This is a genomic window from Chitinophagales bacterium (genome assembly GCA_017303415.1).
GTDB lineage: Bacteria > Bacteroidota > Bacteroidia > Chitinophagales > Chitinophagaceae > SpSt-398.
In genome coordinates this window covers 328617-350730 of the sequence record JAFLBJ010000001.1, presented here as the reverse complement: position 1 = coordinate 350730, position 22114 = coordinate 328617, and the positions used below count along the sequence as shown (strand labels likewise).

Annotated in this window: 23 protein-coding genes and 1 tRNA gene; 10 read left to right on the top strand and 14 right to left on the bottom strand. The window is 38.6% G+C overall.

The features are described from left to right. Window positions 1–74 precede the first annotated feature (74 nt). Window positions 75–464 (bottom strand): hypothetical protein, encoded by a 390-nt coding sequence (locus J0M30_01440; GenBank protein MBN8666134.1) that lies wholly within the window; start codon window positions 462–464, stop codon window positions 75–77. Between the two features lie 428 nt (window positions 465–892). Here J0M30_01440 and J0M30_01435 point away from each other — a divergent pair, with 428 nt between their 5' ends. Then, the gene (locus J0M30_01435) at window positions 893–2104 is read left to right on the top strand and encodes a site-specific integrase (protein ID MBN8666133.1); all 1212 of its coding nucleotides are present in this window, start codon (window positions 893–895) and stop codon (window positions 2102–2104) included. Window positions 2105–2472: 368 nt separating this feature from the next. Here J0M30_01435 and J0M30_01430 read toward each other — a convergent pair whose 3' ends face one another. The 11 genes from J0M30_01430 to J0M30_01380 all read right to left on the bottom strand — a co-directional run bounded on the left by J0M30_01430 (window position 2473) and on the right by J0M30_01380 (window position 12818). Then, complete coding sequence (locus tag J0M30_01430; GenBank protein MBN8666132.1) at window positions 2473–4428, bottom strand: ATP-binding protein; 1956 nt, start codon at window positions 4426–4428, stop codon at window positions 2473–2475. 245 nt (window positions 4429–4673) lie between these two features. After that, the gene (locus J0M30_01425) at window positions 4674–5552 is read right to left on the bottom strand and encodes a type I restriction enzyme HsdR N-terminal domain-containing protein (GenBank protein MBN8666131.1); all 879 of its coding nucleotides are present in this window, start codon (window positions 5550–5552) and stop codon (window positions 4674–4676) included. Between the two features lie 232 nt (window positions 5553–5784). Further along, a complete protein-coding gene (locus tag J0M30_01420) occupies window positions 5785–6843 on the bottom strand; it encodes a hypothetical protein (protein MBN8666130.1) in 1059 nt (352 codons plus the stop codon). 225 nt (window positions 6844–7068) lie between these two features. Next, window positions 7069–7347, bottom strand: coding sequence for a hypothetical protein (locus J0M30_01415; GenBank protein MBN8666129.1), 279 nt, complete (start codon window positions 7345–7347; stop codon window positions 7069–7071). Further along, window positions 7344–8105, bottom strand: a complete 762-nt coding sequence (locus J0M30_01410; protein MBN8666128.1) for a hypothetical protein — start codon at window positions 8103–8105, stop codon at window positions 7344–7346. The genes J0M30_01415 and J0M30_01410 overlap by 4 nt, the downstream gene beginning before the upstream one ends. Window positions 8106–8265: 160 nt before the next feature. Continuing rightward, on the bottom strand, window positions 8266–8715 hold the full coding sequence (locus J0M30_01405; protein ID MBN8666127.1) for a hypothetical protein: 450 nt from the start codon (window positions 8713–8715) through the stop codon (window positions 8266–8268). Window positions 8716–8929: 214 nt separating this feature from the next. Next, window positions 8930–9448 carry a hypothetical protein gene (locus J0M30_01400; protein MBN8666126.1) on the bottom strand — a complete coding sequence of 173 codons (519 nt, stop codon included), beginning with the start codon at window positions 9446–9448 and terminating at the stop codon, window positions 8930–8932. A 287-nt stretch (window positions 9449–9735) separates the two neighbouring features. Next, window positions 9736–10296 (bottom strand): hypothetical protein, encoded by a 561-nt coding sequence (locus tag J0M30_01395; protein MBN8666125.1) that lies wholly within the window; start codon window positions 10294–10296, stop codon window positions 9736–9738. A 289-nt stretch (window positions 10297–10585) separates the two neighbouring features. Continuing rightward, entirely contained in the window at window positions 10586–11131 is a 546-nt protein-coding gene (locus tag J0M30_01390) for a restriction endonuclease (GenBank protein MBN8666124.1), read from the bottom strand. Between the two features lie 246 nt (window positions 11132–11377). Continuing rightward, on the bottom strand, window positions 11378–12025 hold the full coding sequence (locus tag J0M30_01385) for a hypothetical protein (protein ID MBN8666123.1): 648 nt from the start codon (window positions 12023–12025) through the stop codon (window positions 11378–11380). 232 nt (window positions 12026–12257) lie between these two features. Next, window positions 12258–12818 carry a hypothetical protein gene (locus J0M30_01380; GenBank protein ID MBN8666122.1) on the bottom strand — a complete coding sequence of 187 codons (561 nt, stop codon included), beginning with the start codon at window positions 12816–12818 and terminating at the stop codon, window positions 12258–12260. 482 nt (window positions 12819–13300) lie between these two features. Here J0M30_01380 and J0M30_01375 point away from each other — a divergent pair, with 482 nt between their 5' ends. The 6 genes from J0M30_01375 to J0M30_01350 all read left to right on the top strand — a co-directional run bounded on the left by J0M30_01375 (window position 13301) and on the right by J0M30_01350 (window position 19019). Next, complete coding sequence (locus J0M30_01375; GenBank protein MBN8666121.1) at window positions 13301–14293, top strand: hypothetical protein; 993 nt, start codon at window positions 13301–13303, stop codon at window positions 14291–14293. A 199-nt stretch (window positions 14294–14492) separates the two neighbouring features. After that, window positions 14493–14708, top strand: coding sequence for a helix-turn-helix domain-containing protein (locus J0M30_01370; GenBank protein MBN8666120.1), 216 nt, complete (start codon window positions 14493–14495; stop codon window positions 14706–14708). Window positions 14709–14711: 3 nt separating this feature from the next. Next, window positions 14712–16358, top strand: coding sequence for a hypothetical protein (locus tag J0M30_01365; GenBank protein ID MBN8666119.1), 1647 nt, complete (start codon window positions 14712–14714; stop codon window positions 16356–16358). A gap of 178 nt (window positions 16359–16536) precedes the next feature. Beyond that, entirely contained in the window at window positions 16537–17331 is a 795-nt protein-coding gene (locus J0M30_01360) for an AAA family ATPase (protein MBN8666118.1), read from the top strand. A gap of 52 nt (window positions 17332–17383) precedes the next feature. Next, a complete protein-coding gene (locus tag J0M30_01355) occupies window positions 17384–17836 on the top strand; it encodes a JAB domain-containing protein (protein ID MBN8666117.1) in 453 nt (150 codons plus the stop codon). A gap of 166 nt (window positions 17837–18002) precedes the next feature. Further along, on the top strand, window positions 18003–19019 hold the full coding sequence (locus J0M30_01350) for a hypothetical protein (protein ID MBN8666116.1): 1017 nt from the start codon (window positions 18003–18005) through the stop codon (window positions 19017–19019). 9 nt (window positions 19020–19028) lie between these two features. On the opposite strand, the gene J0M30_01345 is transcribed toward J0M30_01350, so the two are convergent. Further along, window positions 19029–19250 carry a helix-turn-helix transcriptional regulator gene (locus J0M30_01345; GenBank protein ID MBN8666115.1) on the bottom strand — a complete coding sequence of 74 codons (222 nt, stop codon included), beginning with the start codon at window positions 19248–19250 and terminating at the stop codon, window positions 19029–19031. Between the two features lie 81 nt (window positions 19251–19331). Here J0M30_01345 and J0M30_01340 point away from each other — a divergent pair, with 81 nt between their 5' ends. After that, on the top strand, window positions 19332–19931 hold the full coding sequence (locus tag J0M30_01340; GenBank protein MBN8666114.1) for a hypothetical protein: 600 nt from the start codon (window positions 19332–19334) through the stop codon (window positions 19929–19931). Between the two features lie 88 nt (window positions 19932–20019). Here the strand turns inward: J0M30_01340 and J0M30_01335 are convergent. Beyond that, a tRNA-Ile gene (locus tag J0M30_01335) sits at window positions 20020–20093 on the bottom strand. 147 nt (window positions 20094–20240) lie between these two features. On the opposite strand from J0M30_01335, the gene J0M30_01330 reads away from it, so the two are divergent. Together J0M30_01330 and J0M30_01325 are read left to right on the top strand one after the other, a co-directional pair. After that, on the top strand, window positions 20241–20831 hold the full coding sequence (locus J0M30_01330) for an RNA polymerase sigma-70 factor (GenBank protein ID MBN8666113.1): 591 nt from the start codon (window positions 20241–20243) through the stop codon (window positions 20829–20831). A 65-nt stretch (window positions 20832–20896) separates the two neighbouring features. Beyond that, the gene (locus J0M30_01325) at window positions 20897–22003 is read left to right on the top strand and encodes a FecR domain-containing protein (protein ID MBN8666112.1); all 1107 of its coding nucleotides are present in this window, start codon (window positions 20897–20899) and stop codon (window positions 22001–22003) included. The last annotated feature ends 111 nt before the right edge of the window (window positions 22004–22114 follow it).

The window sequence follows — 22114 nt, the reverse complement described above, 5'->3', positions numbered from 1 at the left end:
AATCCAGGATATTGAATGGCTACAGTCAGCCTTCTATATTTTGAAGTGGTTAGATATCCATTCAGTGGCTTATGTTAACCAATCTTTTCTAATATCTTTTCGCAAAATGTTTGCATGCTGGATAATGCCATGTCAAAACGTTCTCTGGGTTCGATTTGGAAGTTTTCTTTTTGAAATGAGTTGCTTTTTTCAAGCATGGTAATTAAATCTGAAAAACTCGAATACTCCCAATTCCCCGGAGTCTTTTTTATCAGCCGAATATCAATCCCGTTGGGATAATCATGGGGATGCAGGCTAAGGGATATTCGTAACTCAGTTTCACCTTTCTCATATCCCAGGGTTTCACTGAAAACCGAGGGATCTGAGTATCTTCTTTTATTAATATAGCCGTGTTGGACAAAGAGTGGGTCCAATCTTTGGGAAATCAGCTCAATCATCTCCTTTGCATCTGCGGATAGAGTCATTTATTTTGATTAAGAATTTTCGTTAGTAATAATAGAATGTTGGGGTGTTGTTTGTGTCGCCAGAGGCGACGGGAAAATGGTTCGAGACCAGAGGTCTCGAACAGCTAATTAAGAAATTTCCTTTGTAATAATAAAGTGTTGGGGTGTGGTTTGTGTCGCCAGAGGCGATTGGAGAATAGTGCGGGACCGGAGGTCCCGCACAGCTAATAGCTTCAGAAGAAGTGGACCCTGTTGGGATCGAACCAACGACCCTCTGATTATGAGTCGCAATTTGGGTCTTTTCCTCAGTTAGCCTCAATTTTCCTGAGTTTTCATATTTTATTGACTGTCAACAATTTGAAGCTCATTTTTCTAGCTTCGTTTTTCCTTTATTATCCTGATTTTTCAAAACTTGTATGTACGCTGTATGTACGGATAAATGATTTTATATGCTAACGATCAAACTAGTGCTGGATACCCGGCGTAAAAATGATGAGGGGATTTACCCGGTGAAGATAAGAGTAACCTGGCACCGGGTCCAGAAATATTACCTTACAGAATTTAAGATGAATGAGGAGGATTTTAATCAGGTTCAAAGGTCTGCCCCACCCAAAAGGATTAGGGATGCTAAGATTATCCTGGATGCTAAGATGGATAAGGCAAAGGCCATTGCTCGGGAATTGCCTGTATTCAGCTTTATTGGCTTTGAGAAGCGGTTTTTAACGGATGCAAAACCAGCAGAGTCTCTATTTGGGTTATTTGAATCAGTCATCAAGAAGAAGCAGTCGGAGGGTAGCTTTAATACAGCCAGTAATTATCAATGCAGCCTGAATAGCCTTCTGACATTCAACAAGAAGCTCAGCTTTGCAGATATCACCCCCGATCTGCTTTGGCAGTTTGAAGCTTACCTGTTGAAGCAGGGCAAGCAGCGGACCACAGTAGGCATCTACATGAGACCACTTAGAGCCATCATTAATGAAGCTATTTTCCGGGGATATATGCACCGGGACCAGTACCCCTTTGGTAAACGGCAGTATGTAATACCGGAAGGAAGGAACCCAAAGCGGGCTATTGAGCGGGAGGACTTCCAAAAGATCATTCAAATGGAAATTGAAGATGAGAGGGGATTTAAGGCAAGGTCCCGGGATTTCTTCGTGCTTTCTTACCTGTGCCAGGGGATGAACTTCAGGGATCTGTTATTGCTTAGAAAGGATCAAATTCAGGGGAAGGAGATTGTGTTTGTGCGCGGAAAAACGAAAGAGACCGGAAGGGCCAACCCAATTTTGATAAGGGTCCCACTATTAGATGAGTCAACAGAAATTATTGAAAAATGGAGGGGTCGGGATACTAACAACCAGCTATTATTCCCCTTCATATCTGAAGGTATGGACCCGGAAGTCAGGCACAAGGCCATTATGCAGTTTATCAAGGTAACCAATAAGCATTTAGCATTTATCCGGGAAGAATTGGAGATTACCTCCAAGGTAACCACTTATACAGCACGCCACCAGTTTTCAAAAGCTATTATAGATGGCGGGGAGTCTGTTGAATATCTGAGTGAATGCCTGGGGCATAAGAATATCCGAACCACTCAGTTTTATGTACAGGGGTTTGGGGTGGATAAGAAAAGGGCAGTGGCAAAGAAACTATTGATAGGCTAGAAAAATGCAATTTAAATAGCCATCTACTAGACTTGGGTTGTAAGGAGTCATTTTATGGTTCACCAACAACCCAAGTTTAAAGTGATTGCAACCCCTAATTTGGAGAATAATACTTACTTACTAATAGTTTTCTAGTATTTGCTAAAACTAGGGAACTGCTTCTTGCCTCGCAGAATAACAAATAGGCGCTAAATCTAAGGGGTGCAATAATATGGAGAATTAAAACCCAATACCAATGATCAAAAATTAATTTATAGGAGTTAAGAATTAGAAGTTCGATAAACATAGGCACAAAAGAATTACCGCTGTTGATTGCTCCAATGTCAAGCCTCACTATTGGCAATACCAATGTTAGCGGATGGGCAGTTTTAGAACTCGTTTGGAAGATACTCTTTGTATTTACTTCTTAAATAATTTAACCCTTCCTCGTTACCCTCTAGGTTGAGGTTTAATTTTTCCTTAATAAAGTTGTGTCTTGTCTTCGCTTCTGTGATTATGTCTCCCCAGGTGAGAATGAACACATCAAAATTGTCACCTTCGTGAATATGTCCGTATTTTCTATTTTTCTGACTAAGAAGAGGCTCAATTTCTGGCTTAATGTCTTTTGTCACTAGAATGAACTTCCAACGAGTTTTATTTTTCGGAAACCGTCTATCATTAGCAACCTTTGTTGCGTAGGATTCAATCTGTGTTTTTTCGTCCCAGCCGGCATCAACGATTGGCTTTTTTAATTCTATAACTAAATTTTCTACCCCAGCTTTGCCTTGGCTATATTGATGCCATAAGCATACATCAGGAATTGTCTGAAGTTCGCTATTGTCGTCAGAATCACAAACCTCTTCAAAATCGTCTCTTTTTAGACAGCTTCTTAAATATTCTTTCAAAACATTTTTAAGGGTAATGTCATCTACTCCGTAAGTATATTCGTCACCATAAATCCAAGTTTCATTTACAATGATTTTATGTAAGTGTTTTCTTTCACGAATATTCTTATTTAATTTCTTGTCGTAAATAATTTGTTCTAATCCAGTCAGGAAATTAAGGCGATTTTTTATTTCCGTCATTGTATCAATCATACTTGAAAGCGATGTTCTATCAAGCAACTCAGCTAAATCTTCACGTTTTTCCTCAGGAAGCTCTACTACTTCAGTCAGTATTTTCCTTAAATTTTTAGAATCATTTTCTAGAGCCTCACTTATCAATGTTAGCGTTAACTTCTTGTTTTTGTCATCTTGTTCATTGAAGCTTGGAAAATACTCGTGGATTTGTAATGCAACGATATCAAATACTTGACGTTTTGACTCCTCTAAAATATTTTCAGCGGGTTCTTTATATGGATAGATTCCTTTCGATTTCAAATCATTAATAAATTCTTTTGAATATTGATGCAATCTTTTTCTGACATATTCTCTTGCAAATTCTTTTGCAATTTTAAAAACAGGGATTAAAATTTCGTCATTTTCGTAGAAGTCTATTGTATTCTCTCTTTGCAGAGTTTCTATGTAATCGGCTTGTATAAAAACCGATATTGGTATGCTAGACCTAATCCCAAGATTGGTATCTAAGAACGGAATTCCTTGAGAGTTGCATAAATAGGTCTTTTTCTTATTTTCAAAATTCCATTCTATAACCTTTATCAAAAAGCTATGTATTGTTTCATCTTTTTCAACTGTGCAATCTGTTTGGTCGGAGTTTTTTATTAAAGAAGAAAATTCTAATTCTTTTCCGTTGAAAAAGATTTTAAACGTCGGATAGCTTATCCAATATGAAGCAAATTTTTCCTCTAGTTCCTTGCGATTTTCATATTTTATTGCTGTTTCAGCGTTTTTAAGATTGATATTTTCAATTTCAACTGTAAAACCTGATTGCTTTTCTCCTTTCTTGAGTTGCTTTAAATCGCTGACTTCTGTAGTTGATAATTTGTTTCTGTCGATGGTTGCAGTAAATTCTGAAAAAATACCCTTGTCTTCATAAATGCTTTTGAACTTAACTAAATCTCCTAACGCAAGGCTTTTAGAGCGACCTTTTCCTTCTTTTCCATGATACTGTCGACCATTTGGACTTTGTGTTTTTATTTTTTTTGCAGAGCCGCCTAATCTTGAGAAAACATCTTGGGCATTTTCATATGTCAGACCGTGTCCGTTATCTTTCACCTTAATATATTGGTAGCCCCCTAAGCCATTAGGTCTTATTTCAACATGAACTTCTGTAGAGTCAGCATCAAGACTATTCCAAATAAGTTCCGATAAAGCAGTAATACCGTTTGCTTTAGTCAACGACTCAATGTGGTCTCCTTCAACTCCTATGTCTATAAGTTTGCTCATAATTGAATGAAGTGTCTATTTGCCTATCCGCTAACGTTTGAGGCTTGCCGCTGGGCTGGAATTGTTGCTGTGCCAGCCCGGCAACTGAAGCCGATTGAAAAACTGATGTTGAAGTTAACAACTAAAAGCCAAATAGTATTCTGTCAAGCCCGATATTAGCTGATAGTAGTACAACTGATGATTGTTATTCCGTCCGCCAGCCTTGCGGCAAACCTTTTGTTGAGCGTTCGCTTTGTTGCACCACATTACTTAACAAATTCCTTGAGTAATAAAGGCAGATAAATCTCTTTGTCATTTTCAATGAGATTTTCTTGCTCGGGTAATGCAATTCTGATGTTGAGATTAAGTTTTCTGTCTAAATTAAAACGCAATTGTCTACCATTTGTTGGCTGCATTAATTGTGTGAAGTTTTTTTCACCAACTATTGGTCTAAGCTGTTTTGCAACTTCTAAGTCAAAGTCATACGTGCCTAAATATTCGGTCTTTTCGTCACCTACGGGAGAAGAATAACTGAATAGGTTGTCATCATACTTCATAAGAAACAAAGGGTTGCTTCCTATAATTAAAATTGTGTCAGAACTTTTAAAGCCTAACCTTTTGATATGTAGTCCTAAATCTTTACTTAGTGCTTCGTCTGGGTAAGTAAATACCTTTGTCGGACTAAGTAACTCCTTTAGCATACTTCTGTATAAGTCAATTGCTCTTAGTGAAAAATGGAATATTGGCTTTGGTCTGCTAATATTATATAGGACAAAATGATGTCCGTTGCACAGAGCAAAGTAATTCACTCTAATCTCGGGATGAATAGCATAAGAATATGCTTGCTCAATATGTTTTGTGTCGGTTATATCTTCCGTAGGTGACTTTGCCTCAAATATCCAAGCTGGCTTTTCATTGACTTCCATTAAATAGTCTGGGATTACAGTTACATTTTTTCGGCTTGAACCAATTGAAACAAAAGGATGCTTTAATCGATTATTTCGAATAACCTGAGTGTTTCCCGAATTGCTGTATCCGAGGTCTTTAATTATTGGAGCTATCAATTCTTCTCTAACACTTTCTTCTTTGAATCTAGGGTCTTCTAATAGTGAAAAATTAAAGTCTTTAAAAAGTTTGGCTTCCATACTTCAAAGAAGGAGAGGGTTTGTTAAAAGTGACGCACAACGGCCAGGGCTTTCTGCTGTGCTGATAATCTGTCATTCATCAGCCCGAACCACTGCTGAGTAAAGTTAATGCAGTTGATGTTATTTTCTGTTGTTTGATTTTATTGGTTTAGCCTGGACTGCAGATGATAAGCGAACGGAACGATCAGTATATATTCTTCAGCAAACATAGCAGAAAACCCCATGTTAGCTGCTACTTTTCTTTATCGGAATTTTCCTTTTTCCACTTTTCTTCGGCATCAACTAACGGTTTAAACCAGTTCCATAACTCTTCAAGTGTTTTAAAATTGTTGGGGACAGGATTTGAAGCACTAAACGCCTCATCAATTGTCATTGGCATTATGTGTTGAAAATAACTTTCACTCGTTCGTCGAGGATTAGCAGCAATAGATGAATCAAAGAAGTCTTTTGAGTAGTCGTAATGGTGCGTTTCAATAAACCTACCCCATTGTTTAACGACTACATCTTCATCTCTTATGTCAATAATCTCGAATTGTTCCATTTTTCTTTTTTTGTTCCCGCCCCATGCATCGTGCATAAGTTTAACCGCTTCAACGTCTGTGTCAGGTGCTCCATAACCAAAAATTGTTACGAGCCTTACATTTTTATCGGCCAAAAAATACTTTAGCATATCCCATTGGCTTTTTGTGAATTCATCGTCGTTATAATTTTTTTTTGTCACCGGAAATAGTAACTGAGTTGGTAACATATAATTTCTAGTCGCTTTCGAACGCATGCCGGCTGGTCCACATCTCTTATCTGTTTTGCTATATCCAATTGCTACATTCCCATGCAAAAATGCGATGTAAGGTCTGTCGCCAACATGCCCACTTCTAGTCCATGCCTGATACAGAAAAGGATCCCAATTAAATGTTGCAATTAAATCTCTTGGACGTAAAGACAGAACTAAGTAATCATAAATTGTCGGTTCATTCGGTAACTGAAGGCCTTTGAAATATTCGTAAACTCTATCTTCAATTTCCCCGATTTCTTCTGATTCTGGATTGTCTTGATGCAGATTGCTATAAAGTATTTCGAAATTTTCAGATTTTAATTCATCAGGAATTTTCGCAACAATATCGCCTAAGCCAACAACTTCTATGAAATTATTCATTAAGGGAAGTTGTTTACCATTTGTAGATGGATTTCTTAATGTTGATGCGACACTAGCACCAGCTCCTAAAATAACAACATGTCCTCCACCTCCGTAAACTGTACTAATTCTGTCTTCTTTGGTGTGTCCGGTACTCATAGTGTATCGATAAAGTAGCAGCTAACGTTAAAGCATTGGCGATGTGGCGGTACTCTGTGTTCCGTCCGCTCGAAGCCGCTGCTGATTAAAGATACAAAAGCTCATTGTTTATTGTATAGCTCATCGTTATTCGTCTGCCGAAACCGAAGCTGAATAGCGAACAAAAAGCTGAGAATATATTCGTCGCCCCGCCATATTGCCAATGCATTGTTAGCGGTAGTACATTTACTCAGTAAGATTATTTCTTATCCAATTAGATACCTCGTCTGGCATACCCACCCATGCAGCCGGCAATGTCAATGTCCCAACGAAAAGTTTATCATTAGAGTCCAAAGCAGTTTTGAGATTGTCTCGTACTTGAACTGCTGTTTGTGTAGAAACAATTAAATAAGCGGAGCCACCTAATCTTGCCCATTTCCCAAAACTCTTAATTAGAGCTAAAATTTTCTCATAATTCTGTCCTGGGTTTTTTAAATCGTATGATATTATATATACTTTTTTCATTTGTTTGTCACTTTATGTAAATGTTCAGCAAAACGTTGTACCACTTCAATGCACTCGGTTGTATAACTCTTTTCAATTGTGTTTTCGCTATGCGGAATTTGGTTTAAGTCAAAATCGCCACAGTGTGCAATGATATGACGACGTTTTGTAAATTTTTCCATGTCACCCCGTAGTCGGTTCTTGTTTACATTAGCACTATGTGAAACTTCCTCAAATATATCTTTATAACCTGCCAGTTCCATGTAAACATTAATTTTATATTCACCTTGAAAAGACTTAGTCTCAAAATCTGCTCTAATAGCTTTTTCTACCTTTTCTCTAAACTCATATTTTCTTCCAGCCTCTAATAACGCTTCCTGATTTAATAGGTTTTTTATGTAATCTTTTAATTCGTTAGACAATGCTTTATCTTTGTCAGACAGTTTACCTAATATCTTGTCAACCACAAGAGTTCTTACGTAAGCGTCAAGCGCAGAAATTGAGAGTACAACTGCTGCTCTGAAACTGTCATAATGCTGCTCGTCACATTTTGTACCATCTTTATGTACATTAACTAAATTGCTTGCTCTTTTGATTGTTTTAAGAAAAATATCATAAGCAGTAGGCTCAGCTAGTGGTTTGATAGTTGGTGGTGAAGAAGACGCTTCAGTTTTTGAAATTTCACCGCTTGATGATTTTTTTAGACGTTTCCCAATTCCTATAGCCTGAACATCTTCAGACTTATTTTTGGGTTTTGTCTTTTTTATACTTTTTGCCATATTGAAGTCTCATTGTATTACCGCTAACGGTTTACGTATTGGCGATGGTGGGGTATTTGAAAAACGTCAGCCCAACATTTGCACAAATGCCCAATAGAAACACAAATGTTGATTTTCAACTATCAGCCCCACTATTGCCAATACGATGTTGTAGGCAGCTTTATTTGTCTTGTCTTCTGTCAATGTACTCAATAAGTCTGTCATGTTCCCAAACAACCCAAGTTGGTCCATTGTCAACTTTTAGAAAGTGTCCTGGTATGTCAATAGCAGTTTCTGTGTGCCATTTGCCGTGTCCAATAACTTTATTTTGCATAAGAATGTCGTAAGTATAACCATCATAAAGTCTGACCTTACAACTGTCACATTTTTCTCCGTCTAACCTTTCAAGCTTGTAGTCGCCCCAAAATGTTTTTGAGGCTTCGTATTCATTTTGATTGTTCCTGTGAATAATATAAACACCAAATCCTGTCAACAGTAGAAATAGAAGTCCGGCTGGTATTGATTTTTTAAAATTCCGTCTTCTCAAGATAGTGTAAAACAATAAGAGAATTAAAAAGCACCAAAAGCCGATAATAAATAAATATTCTAATGCTAATGCAGGTCCAGCCATTGTCAAATTTTGGGTTGTGTCACTGAGTTAAAGGTGTCCAGCAAAGTTAACTACAACGAGCAGGTATTGCCGATGGTGGGGAATTAGAATTCCGTCCGCCGGAACCGAAGCCTGGCTTTTTGATAAAGTTAAATATTAAGAACTAAAGCTGGGCTTTATTCGTCGAGCCCCGAACCGCAGCACAGCAGAATTACCGCTGCTGATTGTTTCAATGTCAAGCCCCACTATTGGCAATACCAATGTTGTAGGCAGGCTTTCTATGTCGTCTTTTTGAGATTTGCTTTTTCAGAAATGTCCAAAGTAATGGCAATAGTCCAATTGCCAAACTTGTGATAAAATGAAAATCGTAGTTGATTTCATTGTAGTGCAAATTTCTTACTCCGTCTTGACAAGCTTTACACTCAACAACGTAACCCAAACTGTCAATATAATTTGTCACAAATGTTGTGATGAAGAAAAGCAAGATGGTCAAGACGAAATAAATTATTTTCCTTTTTGTCTTTAGTCCATATAATGTGACTGTCAACAATACGCAAAACAGTCCAAACGCAACAAGCATATAGGGACTTGCGAATAAATGAAAGTCTTTTCCAACAAAATTTATTTTGTCACCTTGAATGATTTTAAAGAAATGTTGAACAAGTACTCGGTAATTATTCTCAAAATAAAAAGCAACAACAACTGCCAAAATAAAAACGAGTAACAGAAAGAGTATGTTCTTTAATTTGTTCATTGTCGGTCGTCTACTACTTTTTTGGAAGTGTCTGTCAAGATTTTATTTGGGAAACGGATGTCGCTTTAAGCTTGCCTACAACGAGCTGGGCTTTATGCAGGTTGGGAATTAGTATTCTGTATGCCCATAACCGCTGCTGACTAAAAATATATTGATGAAGTTAAGTAAAAAAGCTGATAGATATTCGTCTGCTGGAACTGAAGCTGGGACTTGTAAGTAGCTGATGTTATACGGTCAAGCCCAACACGCATAAAACCCAATGTTGCCTGCTGGCTTTCTTCTCGACATTATTTGTCATACTGAAGGGTGTCAACAGAAAATTCATTTTTGTCTTCGATATAAATTTTGCAAATAACAATTTCATTCTCTTTAAAACCAATCACTTCAACCTTGGATATTTCTGAAAAATGTTCTAATGACGGTGTCAAGCGAATTTGTTTATCAAAAATAAAACATGTTTGCCTTGTCAAATAAAAGTGATTTGGTGGTGCCATAATTCCCCCTTCATGGATTTCAAAATTATACCTGTCATTTACTTTTTCTTTTTTAAGCGGTGCTGCAAACATTAGATAGCCGATTAAAGCAGGAAGTACAAACGGTGTCGCACCAAATAACAATGAAATTTCAGTTAGCAATGCAGGAATTGCAATAAGTCCACTGTAAATTTTTATAAGTTTTGATGTTGTTAGTCCAAATAGAATTATTCCGCTGCTTAGAAACGTCAGTCCAATCATTGAATTTGTGTATTGACCAACAAACCTTAATTGGTTAACTAAAAGGTAAATTGTCAAAATTGCTAAACCCAAAAAGATGAAATGAATCTTTGTAATCGTTTTCTCCAAATACATTGTCTTTGGTTTTTTAAAGAACCAAAGAGCGGAAAGCAAAATTGATATTGTCGTTATGAATAGTAGGGTCGTCATAAGCTTGCAGGCAACGACCGGGGCTTGGCGCTGTGGCGAAATTCTGTGTTACCTCAGCCGGGCCTGTCGATGAATAAAGTTATGAAGTTGATGATATATTCTGTTGCTCGGCGTTATTCATCAGTTTGAGCTGAAGTTGATAAGCGGACGGGACGACGAGGACTTATTCGTCGCGCCGCCATAGCGCCAAACCAATGTTAGCGGCAGTACATCCTCACTTTTGTAGGTATTCCAACAGTCCATCGGTGTATCCGGGTGAAAGGTTATATGTTGTATAACCTGTGTCAGTTATGTTATAGATATATTCTCCGACGTACTTTGGCAAATCTGGTGGATACCAAATATTTTCTTTATCCATCGACTTTACCTCATAAGTGAATTTGCCATCGATTAAACGCACGAGTGCTAAACCATGCTTTTCTGCATATTCAATACAACCGGATTGAAATTTCGCTGTGGAAAATAATATTCCCTTTTGTGCTCCGAGAGTTTGCAATTTGTCTTTAAGAATTTGAACAACTTCTCTCTTTATAGGTGAATTATGTTTCTTGCATTCTACGATAATTGCCATTTTAATACCCAATGCCTCAAAGGTCGCCTTAATGTCAATCTGATAGTTTCCGTCATGTGAAGTCTCGATTGAGTTATGCGTAATTTGAAAATTTTCTAACCTTGATCCCAGATCCTTTAAAAACTCTAAAACGGTAAGTTCAAATTCTGTCGGAGAAATATCTAAAAAATCGGGTGGCTCTTGTCTCATACTAAAATTAATGATTCTACAACTGCATTGCCGCTAACGGCCACAGCTTTGCGTTCGGCAGGGCAATTGGAAAACTTCCAGCCCGGAACTGCAGCCGATTAAAGATACAAAAGATGAAAATATATTCTGTTGCTCATCTGTGTTCGGTCAGCCGGATATGTAGCTGATAGTAACACAGCCGATGAGGATTTGTTCGTCGCCCCCTGCTGCCGCAAAACTGAATGTTGGCTGTAGGTTTTCGTAGCATCAGGCATTTGTCATTTCAGCAAGTTCTTCAATTAGTTTGTCATGTTTTGATTGCCATAATTCTGTCCGTCTTTCCCCTGGTAATTGATACAATTCAAAAACTTTGTTGATTTTGCCTTTTGAATACTTAATAAATATGTGTGCATTGTCAAGGTTGCTGTCAAAATGAGTATGAAACATAAGTCCGTAAATGCCTAATGTAACTGCAAAGGGAATCTTGCCACAGTCTTTCTCTAAGGTAATTCTTGCGCCATCAATGTTCTCTATGTCCTCAATTATATTACCTCCTTCGCTGCCATTTGTTCCGATAGTTTTTGAATCGTCAAACGGAATCCAGTTGTATTCTTCAAGTTCTGTCATTAGTGCGGCAGCAACCCTAATTACATTTTCATTGTCAACGTTCGTAGCGTCCTTGAATAGTTTTGGGAAAATTGAAACCCCTAAATGGATGTTATAGTGTAAACATAGGTTTGAGTCATCATAAACGAAGTCCCAATAGTAAGTGTCAAAGTCATTTAATTGGTCGGCGAAGGTGAGATTAAGTTTTGTCTTTAAAACAAATGCTACTTTTTCAAATTTATAAAACTCACAGTCGTTGTCAATGATTGCTTCTGTCCATCCTTTTGAAGTGTCTATTTGAAGGGTCATTTGAAATTGAGAATTGAAACTTACAGCCAACGTTGAGGGCTTGCTGCTGTGCTGGTATTTTATATTGTCCAGCCCAGAACTGAAGCCCAATAGAATTACTGATGATGAAGATAAGAAGTAAAGCCGAATAGAATTACGTCTGACCGAACTGCTGCTGATAGCGAACAAAAAGATGAGGATTTATTCGTCTGCCAGCATAGCAGCAAACCCCATGTTAGCGGTTTGTTGTTCGTCACTTCAATTTCTTTAGCCACTTAATCCAATTTTGTTGAAGTGTCTTCAATTGTTCTTGTGTTGAGTACATTGAAACATGACCAATATCTTCTCCGGTTATTTCTGTTAGTAGTCTGTTTGCTCGTCCTGCAATTGTAAAGAGGTCATCGTTAGAGATACCGCCGTGTCCATAGAATTGCATCTGTTTAGCTTGAACTCTTTCCCAAATTATTAAGTCGGCGGAGTTGGCAAGCCCGACTTCTTTTTTATTTGTCAACCGTTTGATTAAGTCAGGAATGATGTCTTTGTAATGAAATGCAATCCAATATTCCGCTAAGAAAATGTAGTGATAATTGCTGTCGTTGTCAATTTTGTCAAGCATGAAGGGAACTGAATAATGTTTGGTTGTCGCACTGTCTCGATAAAAAAGACGGTCATATTCTTTTGTTTGCTCTTTGATAGCTTTCTGAAATTTGTCAGGGAGTTTCGCATTGTCAGGAAAATTCAAGCTGTCTGTTTGTGCTTGTCCTTTAAAAACTACAAGAACAAAAAAGCAGAGTGTCAACAATTGTCGTGTCATAAGTTTAGGGATAAGATGCAGTCGGTCGTGTCGTTACATACTTGAGCTGTCAATACAATAACCGCTAACGCTTTGATTTATGTAATTAGCTGTCAGTTCGAAAAAATGAATCTATTAATTATCAATCATTTGCTGGTTGGATTGTTGTATTTCCTATTGTTACAATTGGGCATGATTCGTTTTCAATGAAAAAGAATTTCTGGTTCAAAATTCAGTTTTGGAAATTGCGCACTTCGTGCCCCTCAGTCACAGACCAAGTGTTTAAGAAGTTCATTATTAATGTTTTCTGGGAGGAGGTAATTTTTGGTAGGAACTGGATAAGGTTGAATAAATTTAAGTGTTTTTGTAGAACGGTAACTCAAAGGTCCACCCTTTTTTTGATAAGTGTTTTTACTTATATATGGACTGCTTTTCTTGATACCGATATTTGCATCAAGCTAATAATTTGGAATTTATTACGTAAGTAAAGTTTGCACATTAATATGAAATTTGGTCCAATTCCCGGTGATTTGTTTGACACTATTCATAAGCCTTTTGAGGGGAATCCATTGTTTCCCTATACGGACCTGATTCATTTGGGAAGGTTAGGAAATTTAATTCACAAATTCCTACCTCGTGACAACGAGGGATATGGCATATCTGACTGTTTAGGAATTCACCCATCTAACTCCATGTATCGAAACGTGAGTTTTGAAAATCTCTCTTATGAGTATTGGAGTGTGCAGAATCAAACAGGCAATTTTTTAAATAAAGATGAACCTGATTATGGTTGGATAGTGTGTTCCTTTGGGGACATGGTTGAGGGTGCGTATAGTGTCTTTAATATCGAGATTGTAAATTTATTGCAGAATTTGAAATTCCATTCACCGGATACACATAAGTCCAGATTGCTTTTAGTTTATGATGACTTAAAAAGGCTTGAACAAAATGTTGGAAAGCTGGATTATATAGATGAAAGTAGGCCGGAAGGGAGTAATCGCATTAAAAAGGAAGTTTTTAATTCAATAAACCGATCGATTCAGCATTTAAAAATTCAATTGGAAGCCCAGTTCGAGCCTGAGTTGGGATTATTTCAGGTAACTAAGCATTCAAATAACGCTGTAGAATTTAGTAAGGGAATGTTTTTGGATTTATATTCGAGTCTAAGGGTATCGGAGATATTAATAAATGATTCTAGTGACGGAAATAAATTTGCTGATTATTTTTATTCAATTCTTACTGATAGTGCTTTTACGGGAGGGCTATCAATTGAATTAAAACAAGGGAAAACCATATACTATTTGATTGGTGTTTTAGTAAATCACTGCAATCTTAATTTTAAACGAATCGGCGGAAGAAATGATGACGCTAGCTTGAAATATAATTCCTCCTTCTACTACAACTACAAATATCTGTGGCAATATTCGCGGGAAGCATGTGAAACAGCCAAGCAAATAATTGACTCCTGGGCAAGAAGATATAAGCTTATTCCCTAGCTCTATTTACCCCATTTTTTTTGAGCATTGTTCCATTTGTTACCCATAGGTTACTATGGTAACCTTACTATAACCTCCTCATAACCATAAGTATATTAGGCTATTCTGTTGAGTACTTTTGAAGTAATTCAAGAGTCAGTAAGCTGGGCTTTCCTGACTATTGTATGGAAGATGTGTTTTCTTAATAAAAAAGGGGTTTATGGATTTTTTGCGTTTTGCAGATGCAGCAAAATACCTCTGCATCAGCCAATCTAAGTTGTACAAAATGACCCATCGTCGGGAAATAAAGTACTATAAGGTAGGTCGGACCAATGTATTTCGTAAGGAAGACCTGGATGAGTTCATTTTGGCAAACTCGGTACCAACAGCAGCGGAAGTTCGGGATAACTCATTACTCAGTAAACAAAAAGTATAACATATGAATGAAATTGATGCACAGAATTATTATCAGTTGGTGGTACCAAGTGCGCTTAAAGATGAGTTATGGGACCAAGGCGGCCATTTATTTAAGAATAAGCAAAAAGAGCTTGACAAGTGGATGGTCGCAGCAAGCTTAATTTATTCTCACAGAGAGGATGGCCGCTATACACATGTTCATTCCGATAAGTTTAAGAGACTTCTTGGTAATGACTATAAAAGGATAATCGATTTAGGGAAAAGGAAGAATTATTTTGATGTCTTTAAAAAGTATTATTCGAGAAGTAATGCTAAGGAAAGCTTTGAAAAGGGGAAGTACTCAAAAGCATATAGTATCAAAGAAGATTATTTTAGTGAACCCACAATCTATACAGTGCAGGATAAAGATGTACGTCGGGCACTAAGAAGGGGGTATGTACGAAGACTTGGAAAATATCGAAGCATTACCAGCATATTAAAATGGCTACCCGGTGCAACAATAGACGAAGGAAAGGCCATAGAAATAGCTGAGAAGGAATACTGTATTTACCAGGAAGCCCTTGAGAAAGGTGCAAGAGTAAAGGATGGAGAAATATTCAAGGAAGACCCGGATGCATCGTACAAGCATAACTTAAGGACAATATTCGAGATTTCGAACAAAGTTCAACGATTTTCAAGAGACCGAAGCGGAGAAAGACTCCATACTCCAATCACAAATGCCTCCAGAGGGGTAAGGAATTTTATTACCTATGAAGGAAAAGGTCTCACATCATTAGACCTGAGCAATAGCCAACCATACCTATTAATTGGAATGCTAAACCCAGAGGCATGGGAGAGTAGGAGGCTACCACCACCCATACAGTATGCTACCAAGGATATAGATACATCATTATGTCGTCCAATAATCAATGAAATCCAGTGCAGAGGTGAGTTTCAGAGGTATGCTTCGCTAGCAGCAAGTGGAGAATTGTATGAACATTTTGCCAAACTAATGTCAGAAAATGGCAGAAGGACATATACTAGGAATGAAGTCAAAAGTAGGTTTTTGGTAGGAATGTATGATCAAAACAGGAAAAATTTAACAGGATTTAGGCGGGTATTCCGGGATGAGTTTCCCAACATATTTGATTTAATTACTCTCTTGAAATCGAAGGATTACACTCGATTTCCGGTGTCTTTGCAGCGGCTGGAAAGCAGTATTTTCTTGAATCATATTGCCAACCAGATTACATGTAAGTTCCCTGATTTACCCTTTTTTACGCTTCATGATTCAATTATTACACTGGATGAAAAAGCCTCAGATGTTAAAGTCCTTATGTTGGACGTTCTAACAAATCTTATTGGTTATTCTCCGCAAATTAAATCGGAGTGTTGGTCACCGGAAAATGCAAACGTGCATTTGATGGGGCTTGAACATCAGCTTAACAATTTTCTTAAAATACAAAAAAACAACAAAATGAACAATTTAATCAAGCCTGACGATGATCTCGTTCAGGAAGGCAAGTTTATTGCCACGGAAATTTATCAGGAAGACCCAGGCATGGACTTAAATAGCCTCTTTGAAGAAACGGTAGAGCAGTTAGAGGAAAGTTATCTGGAGCCATTAAGAAAAAGGCTCGAATCTATCCGTGAAGTGATAAAGAATGAGGTAATGGGCCCTCATCAATAGAAATTCATAGTTGTATTCCGATCTCTCAGAGGAATCTTAGCAACAACAGGCCGGCACTTTGAATTATCCCATGCACCCCCGGGGTCAATTTCTCCCGGGGCTTTTTTATTCACCAAACTTTTAAAATTTGTTTTTTATGGAATTAAAACAAGCAAAACGGTACCAGGCGCGTATGAAGATGGCATTGCAGGGTCCCAGTGGTTCGGGTAAAACCATGGGGGCTCTTATGATTGCCTTTGGATTGACTGGTGATTGGGGAAGAGTGGCCGTAATCGATACGGAGAATCATTCAGCCTCCCTGTACGCTCATTTGGGGTCCTACAACGTCCTCAATTTAGAACCACCGTTTACCCCGGAACGGTACATTTCAGCCCTTAATTTCTGTGAGAATGCGGGTATGGAGGCCATTATCATTGATTCTATTTCTCATGAGTGGGAGGGTGCGGGCGGTGTGCTGGATTCCCATAGCCAAATGGTGGGCAATTCCTTCACTAATTGGGGGAAGTTAACCCCGCGCCACAACGCATTCGTTCAGCGGATGCTTCAATCCAAGGCGCATATCATTAGTACTATCCGCACAAAGCAGGATTATGTAATTGCGGAGAAGAACGGGAAGATGGTACCAGAAAAAGTGGGGCTGAAAGGAATAACCCGGGATGGCATGGACTATGAGTTTACCCTTGTGTTCGACTTGCAGAACAACGGGATGGGGGTAGCTTCCAAGGATCGTACTGGGCTATTTACCAAGAATGGTGTTATTGGGCTTAACGAGGCTGTTGGTTCAACGATCAAAGCCTGGTGCATGGAAGGTGAACTGGTTGACGAGATAGAGGAATTCCGTTCCATTATTCAACGCACCCCAAGCCATGCAGCATTAAGGGTACTGTATGACCAGAACCCCCGGTTTCAGCAGTTATTGAAAGGAGATTTCACCAGCCGGAAAGCAGAGCTTCTCCAAACCCAGATGATGTAACCATTTTTAACCGAGTAAACTCAGCCCCTCCAATGTGAGGGGTTTTTTATTTATGAAACAGTTATTATCCATTGCTGAAATCAAGGTTTCCTACACCCCCAAAAAGGAATGTGGTCCCCCCATCACCCAATCCCAAGATGCTGAGAAGATTTTCAGGGAGTTTTTCGATCATGATACCATAGGCCTGCAGGAGCAGTTTTACGCCATGTATTTAAACCGGGCTAATCAGGTGATTGGTGTCTATAAATTGTCTTTGGGTGGAATTACAGGTACTGTAGTGGATCCACGATTGATATTACTGGTGGCCCTAAAATCAGCTGCTACCGGCATAATTTTAGCCCATAATCACCCATCTGGAAACCTAAAGGCATCTCAGCCGGATATCAACCTTACCGAAAAGGTAAAAGAAGCTGCCAATCTCATGGACATAAAGGTACTGGACCATTTGATATTAGCACCAAAGGAAGGTGCATACATTAGCTTTGCCGATGATGGTAGGATATAGGAAATCTGGGAAGTTTATAAATTATTAAAATTTGGCATTATGGGAGGGGGGCGACAACCAGTCCCCTATTTCTTTAAATTTATATTGAAATAGTTCGACTTCATTCATGTAAATACCATCTAAATAACTATTTAAGAATAATAGACTGATTTAATTTTGTTTGAAGATGAAAAGGAATATTAACAGAGCAAAAAAGCAAATACAATTCAGAAGGAACAATGCTGAAAAGAATTCCTCTAGAAGGATAAATAGAATTTATTCAATAATATTGGTTTTGATCTTGGCTCTCCTTTTATTCATTTCTTATTATGTACTAAATTCAGTAAATAATGAACTTCTTGAGATTGCAATAATTATAGCTGATACATTAGGAATAATCTCATCCGTTGCTTTTGGAGTAGTTTCATTTTTAGATCTTGAATCAACAAAAGTCCTGTCTAAACAAAATATTGTATTTACAGGGGTATTGGCAGTTTCTTTTTTGTTTTTCTCAAATAAGTTCTCTCAAAAGATCGAGCTTAAGAATGTTTCAGAAAGAAGGTATCCCTTATTGCCTCTTGATATATTAGTTAAACAGAATTTCCTATTATCGAAAAACTCCTTTGATTCAATTGCTCCCAAATTTATAGGTAAAGTATTAGGGGGGACAAATATTGCGAGTTTCGTATCTAGAACAGACCAACGCAATGTATATACATTTACAATAACTCAGAGTAACGTGCCTTTTAAGAAGCTTTATGAAATGCTCAATCTTCCGTATTTCATTTCATTTCGTAAGCGGAAGTTTCAAGAAATCGATATGAGCACAGCAGATGTAGACAATATCTGGTTGAATTGTGCTTCTGGTAACTATCTTGAGGATACTAGCATTACAGCTACAGTCATTTTTCTAAAAGATAGTGTAATTTTAGACTTACATCATTATTTCTCTGATGTTAAAGTTCACAACCATAACAAGTACAAAATATTTAGTATTAAAGAACTAAATAATTGGTTTCTTCATTTGGAATATAATAGAATGTCAATTGTAAAATACGGGGATACTGAGATATCATTCATAACAAGGGCATTTAATGAAAAGCAAACAAGATTAATAATTAGGGAAGGAAGAAATTGGACTTATGTAAAAAATAGGCAAGTGACTAAAATTGTGGAGAACGACTTTTTAAACATTAGTGATTAATCTTATATCCTATTTTACGAATAACTCGTGAATTTCTATTTTTAATGCATCTTTTATTTTGAATAAAGTTAAGAGCTCTATATTTTTTATTCCGTTTTCAATGCGGCTAATTTCTGTTCGATTTATTCCTGATTCAAGTTCCAAATCCAATTGAGATAGTCCTTTGGATTTTCGAAGATCTCTTATTTTTTCACCTAGAACCTTAAATTGCTCCTGGTACTTTCTTTCCATGATTAAAAGGTCAGGTATAAGTAGAATTAGAAAAGTGAGTTATAGCCCACATTTTTGTATTTTTACCTAAACAACATTTTTATGAAAAGAAGCAAGATTTTTCTTCTATTAGCCTTATCATGGGGTATGTTCCTTGTATTTTCCTGTTCAAAGAACGAAAACAACTCTGGCGGACTTAGTTCAAACTGTGATGAGCCCGAAACATATTTTAAGTATAGGATTAACGGGGAGTTAATCGAATGTACTGGGTCACTCACCAAAAGTAGCAAGGAAGGTTCAGTTATCAGAATTGAACAGCTAACCGGGGGGTCAGCAACCAATCCAAATCCATTGTTGAATACAAGCTATGCGGTTACCCTCCATGCAACCAAAAATTATTATTACAATGATGAAGGGGAAACCTTATTGAAGATTATTCTAAATACAGGAGGGTTAACTCAACAGACTTATTCTAACACAACCGGGATTCGAAACGTCGTTTCTTGGTATCCAACCAAAACTGGGTTTTGTGCTTCTTGCTCGCCAACAGGGTATGTTGGGCAACAATTCACAGTAACTATAAGCAAGCTAGCGGGTGGTTATGCTGATGGAACGTTTTCAGGGACGCTGGTAAAGGAGGGAACCTCTACTCAGAACACAATTACCGAGGGGGAGTTTAAGAATGTGAAGGTTTGTTTGTAATAACCGGGAAATTCTTGGTTGTATGTACGCTGTATGTACCAAAAAAGGCAGTTACAAACTTAACAAGTGTAACTGCCTCATTTTTAAGTGGACCCTGTTGGGATCGAACCAACGACCCTCTGATTATGAGTCAGATGCTCTAACCGTCTGAGCTAAGGGTCCGGCGAAAAAGATTCAAGTGTCTGGTTTGACGCTGAATACCTCGCGGAGGGCAAAAATAGAAAAATTACGGTATTTGCTTGTCCAATTCATTAATAAATAACTACTTTTATAGCGCTTATTGCTTGTTTACTGCTTATTGCTTGCTTAATGCCAGAGAATGATAAAATAAAGCGTTTGCTTAGTGAGATTGCCGTGCATGATGACCAGTCTGCATATAAGGAGCTCTTCCTGATGATGCACGGCCGCTTAAGCTCGTTCGCCACTTCCATACTCAAATCAAAATACGACGCCGAAGAAGTTGTCTCCGATGTCTTCATGCGGATCTGGGAAAAACGTGTCCAACTGGCCCAGGTCGAATCGCCCCTGTTCTACCTCTTTACCGCCGTTAAAAACCAAAGCATCAATCGCCTCAACAGCGATAAAAAGAACCGCCAGATATCCCCCGAACACTGGATGGTTCAACTCAACTCCGTGTATTTCAACCCGGAAAAGTTGATGATGACGGCGGAAATGCTCAAATACATTAATAATACCATTAATACGCTACCGCCTAAATGCCGGATGGTCTTTAAATTAATTAAAGAAGACGGACTCCGCTACAAAGAGGTGGCCGAGCTGCTCGGAATTTCAGTGAAAACCGTTGAGGCTCAAATGGCTATAGCGCTTCGCCGGATCGGCAAATGCATGCAACTGGAGGTAAAAGAGGAGGAGAAAACGGCACCCGCAAAAAAAAGTTAAAATTCCTTTAGGGGTATCTACTGAGTTTTACTGTCTTTCCTCTTTACTACCAACACCAAAGGTTCATGAGCCAGGAAAAATTCTGGATTCTTTTGTCGAAAAAGCTTGCCCAGGAAGCCTCCACGGAGGAGCTTCAGGATCTGGAATCCATGATCCTGGAACACCCTGAATGGCAGTTTGCGATTCAGAACCTGGAAGACCTTTGGAAACTTAAAGCTGAACAACCTACACAAGAGGGAGAGGACGCATACTTACTTCATCTTCAAAGACTTAAGGAAAGCCAACTCTTCAATAATGAAACGGAAACCAACCCTTCTGACGCCTATTTCTTTGACAATGAAACCAGGAACCCCCGCTGGTTCCGGTGGATGGCAGCCGCCGCAGCGGTGCTGGTATTTACCCTGGGCGCTTACTGGTTGTTTCAGTCAAGAGACAGCGAAGAAGCCGCCCCGCTGGCCAGAGCCGACCAAAATGTGATCTCAACCCGTCCGGGTTCGAAATCAAAAGTGCAGCTGCCCGATGGGTCGATCGTTTGGCTGAATGCCGGATCGAAACTGACCTACGACAAGCAATTTGGCAAAACCCTTCGGGAAGTAGAGCTGACCGGAGAAGGTTATTTTGATGTGGTAAAGGATCCTTCGAAACCCTTCCTCATCCACACCAAAACGATCGACATCCGGGTACTGGGAACCGTATTTAATGTAAAAGCTTACCCCGAAGACAAGACGACAGAGACAAGCCTGATCCGCGGTAGCGTGGAAGTGTCGGTGAAAGACCGGCCAAATGATAAGATCATCCTCTCGCCAAACGAGAAGCTGGTCGTTCAAAACCACCGCGAACAGGAAGCCGAGAAGATCGCGAGCAAAAGACCAGCTATTCGTCCCGAGATCCTGATCCGCCCACTGCGCTACAATATAGAAGATAGTACACTGGTGGAAACGGTATGGGTGGAGAACCGGTTGGTATTCAGGGAAGAAACCTTTAGCGATCTGGCGAAAAGACTGGAAAGATGGTACAATGTATTTATTGAGATCCGTGACCCTGAACTGGCAGACATGAAATTATCGGGCACTTTTAGTGATGAAACGATCGATGAAGCACTGCAGGCCCTGACGTTCACCGCGCCGTTCAAGTATGAAAGAGTAAACGACAGAATCTTTGTTCACAAATAAGCTTATGCCATATGACCAAAACGCAAAACACATCTTAGGAACAGGGAAAAAAAGAGGGCCCGTTGCAGCGGGACCCTCACAGGTTAACACTAATTGGAATACGCATTAACC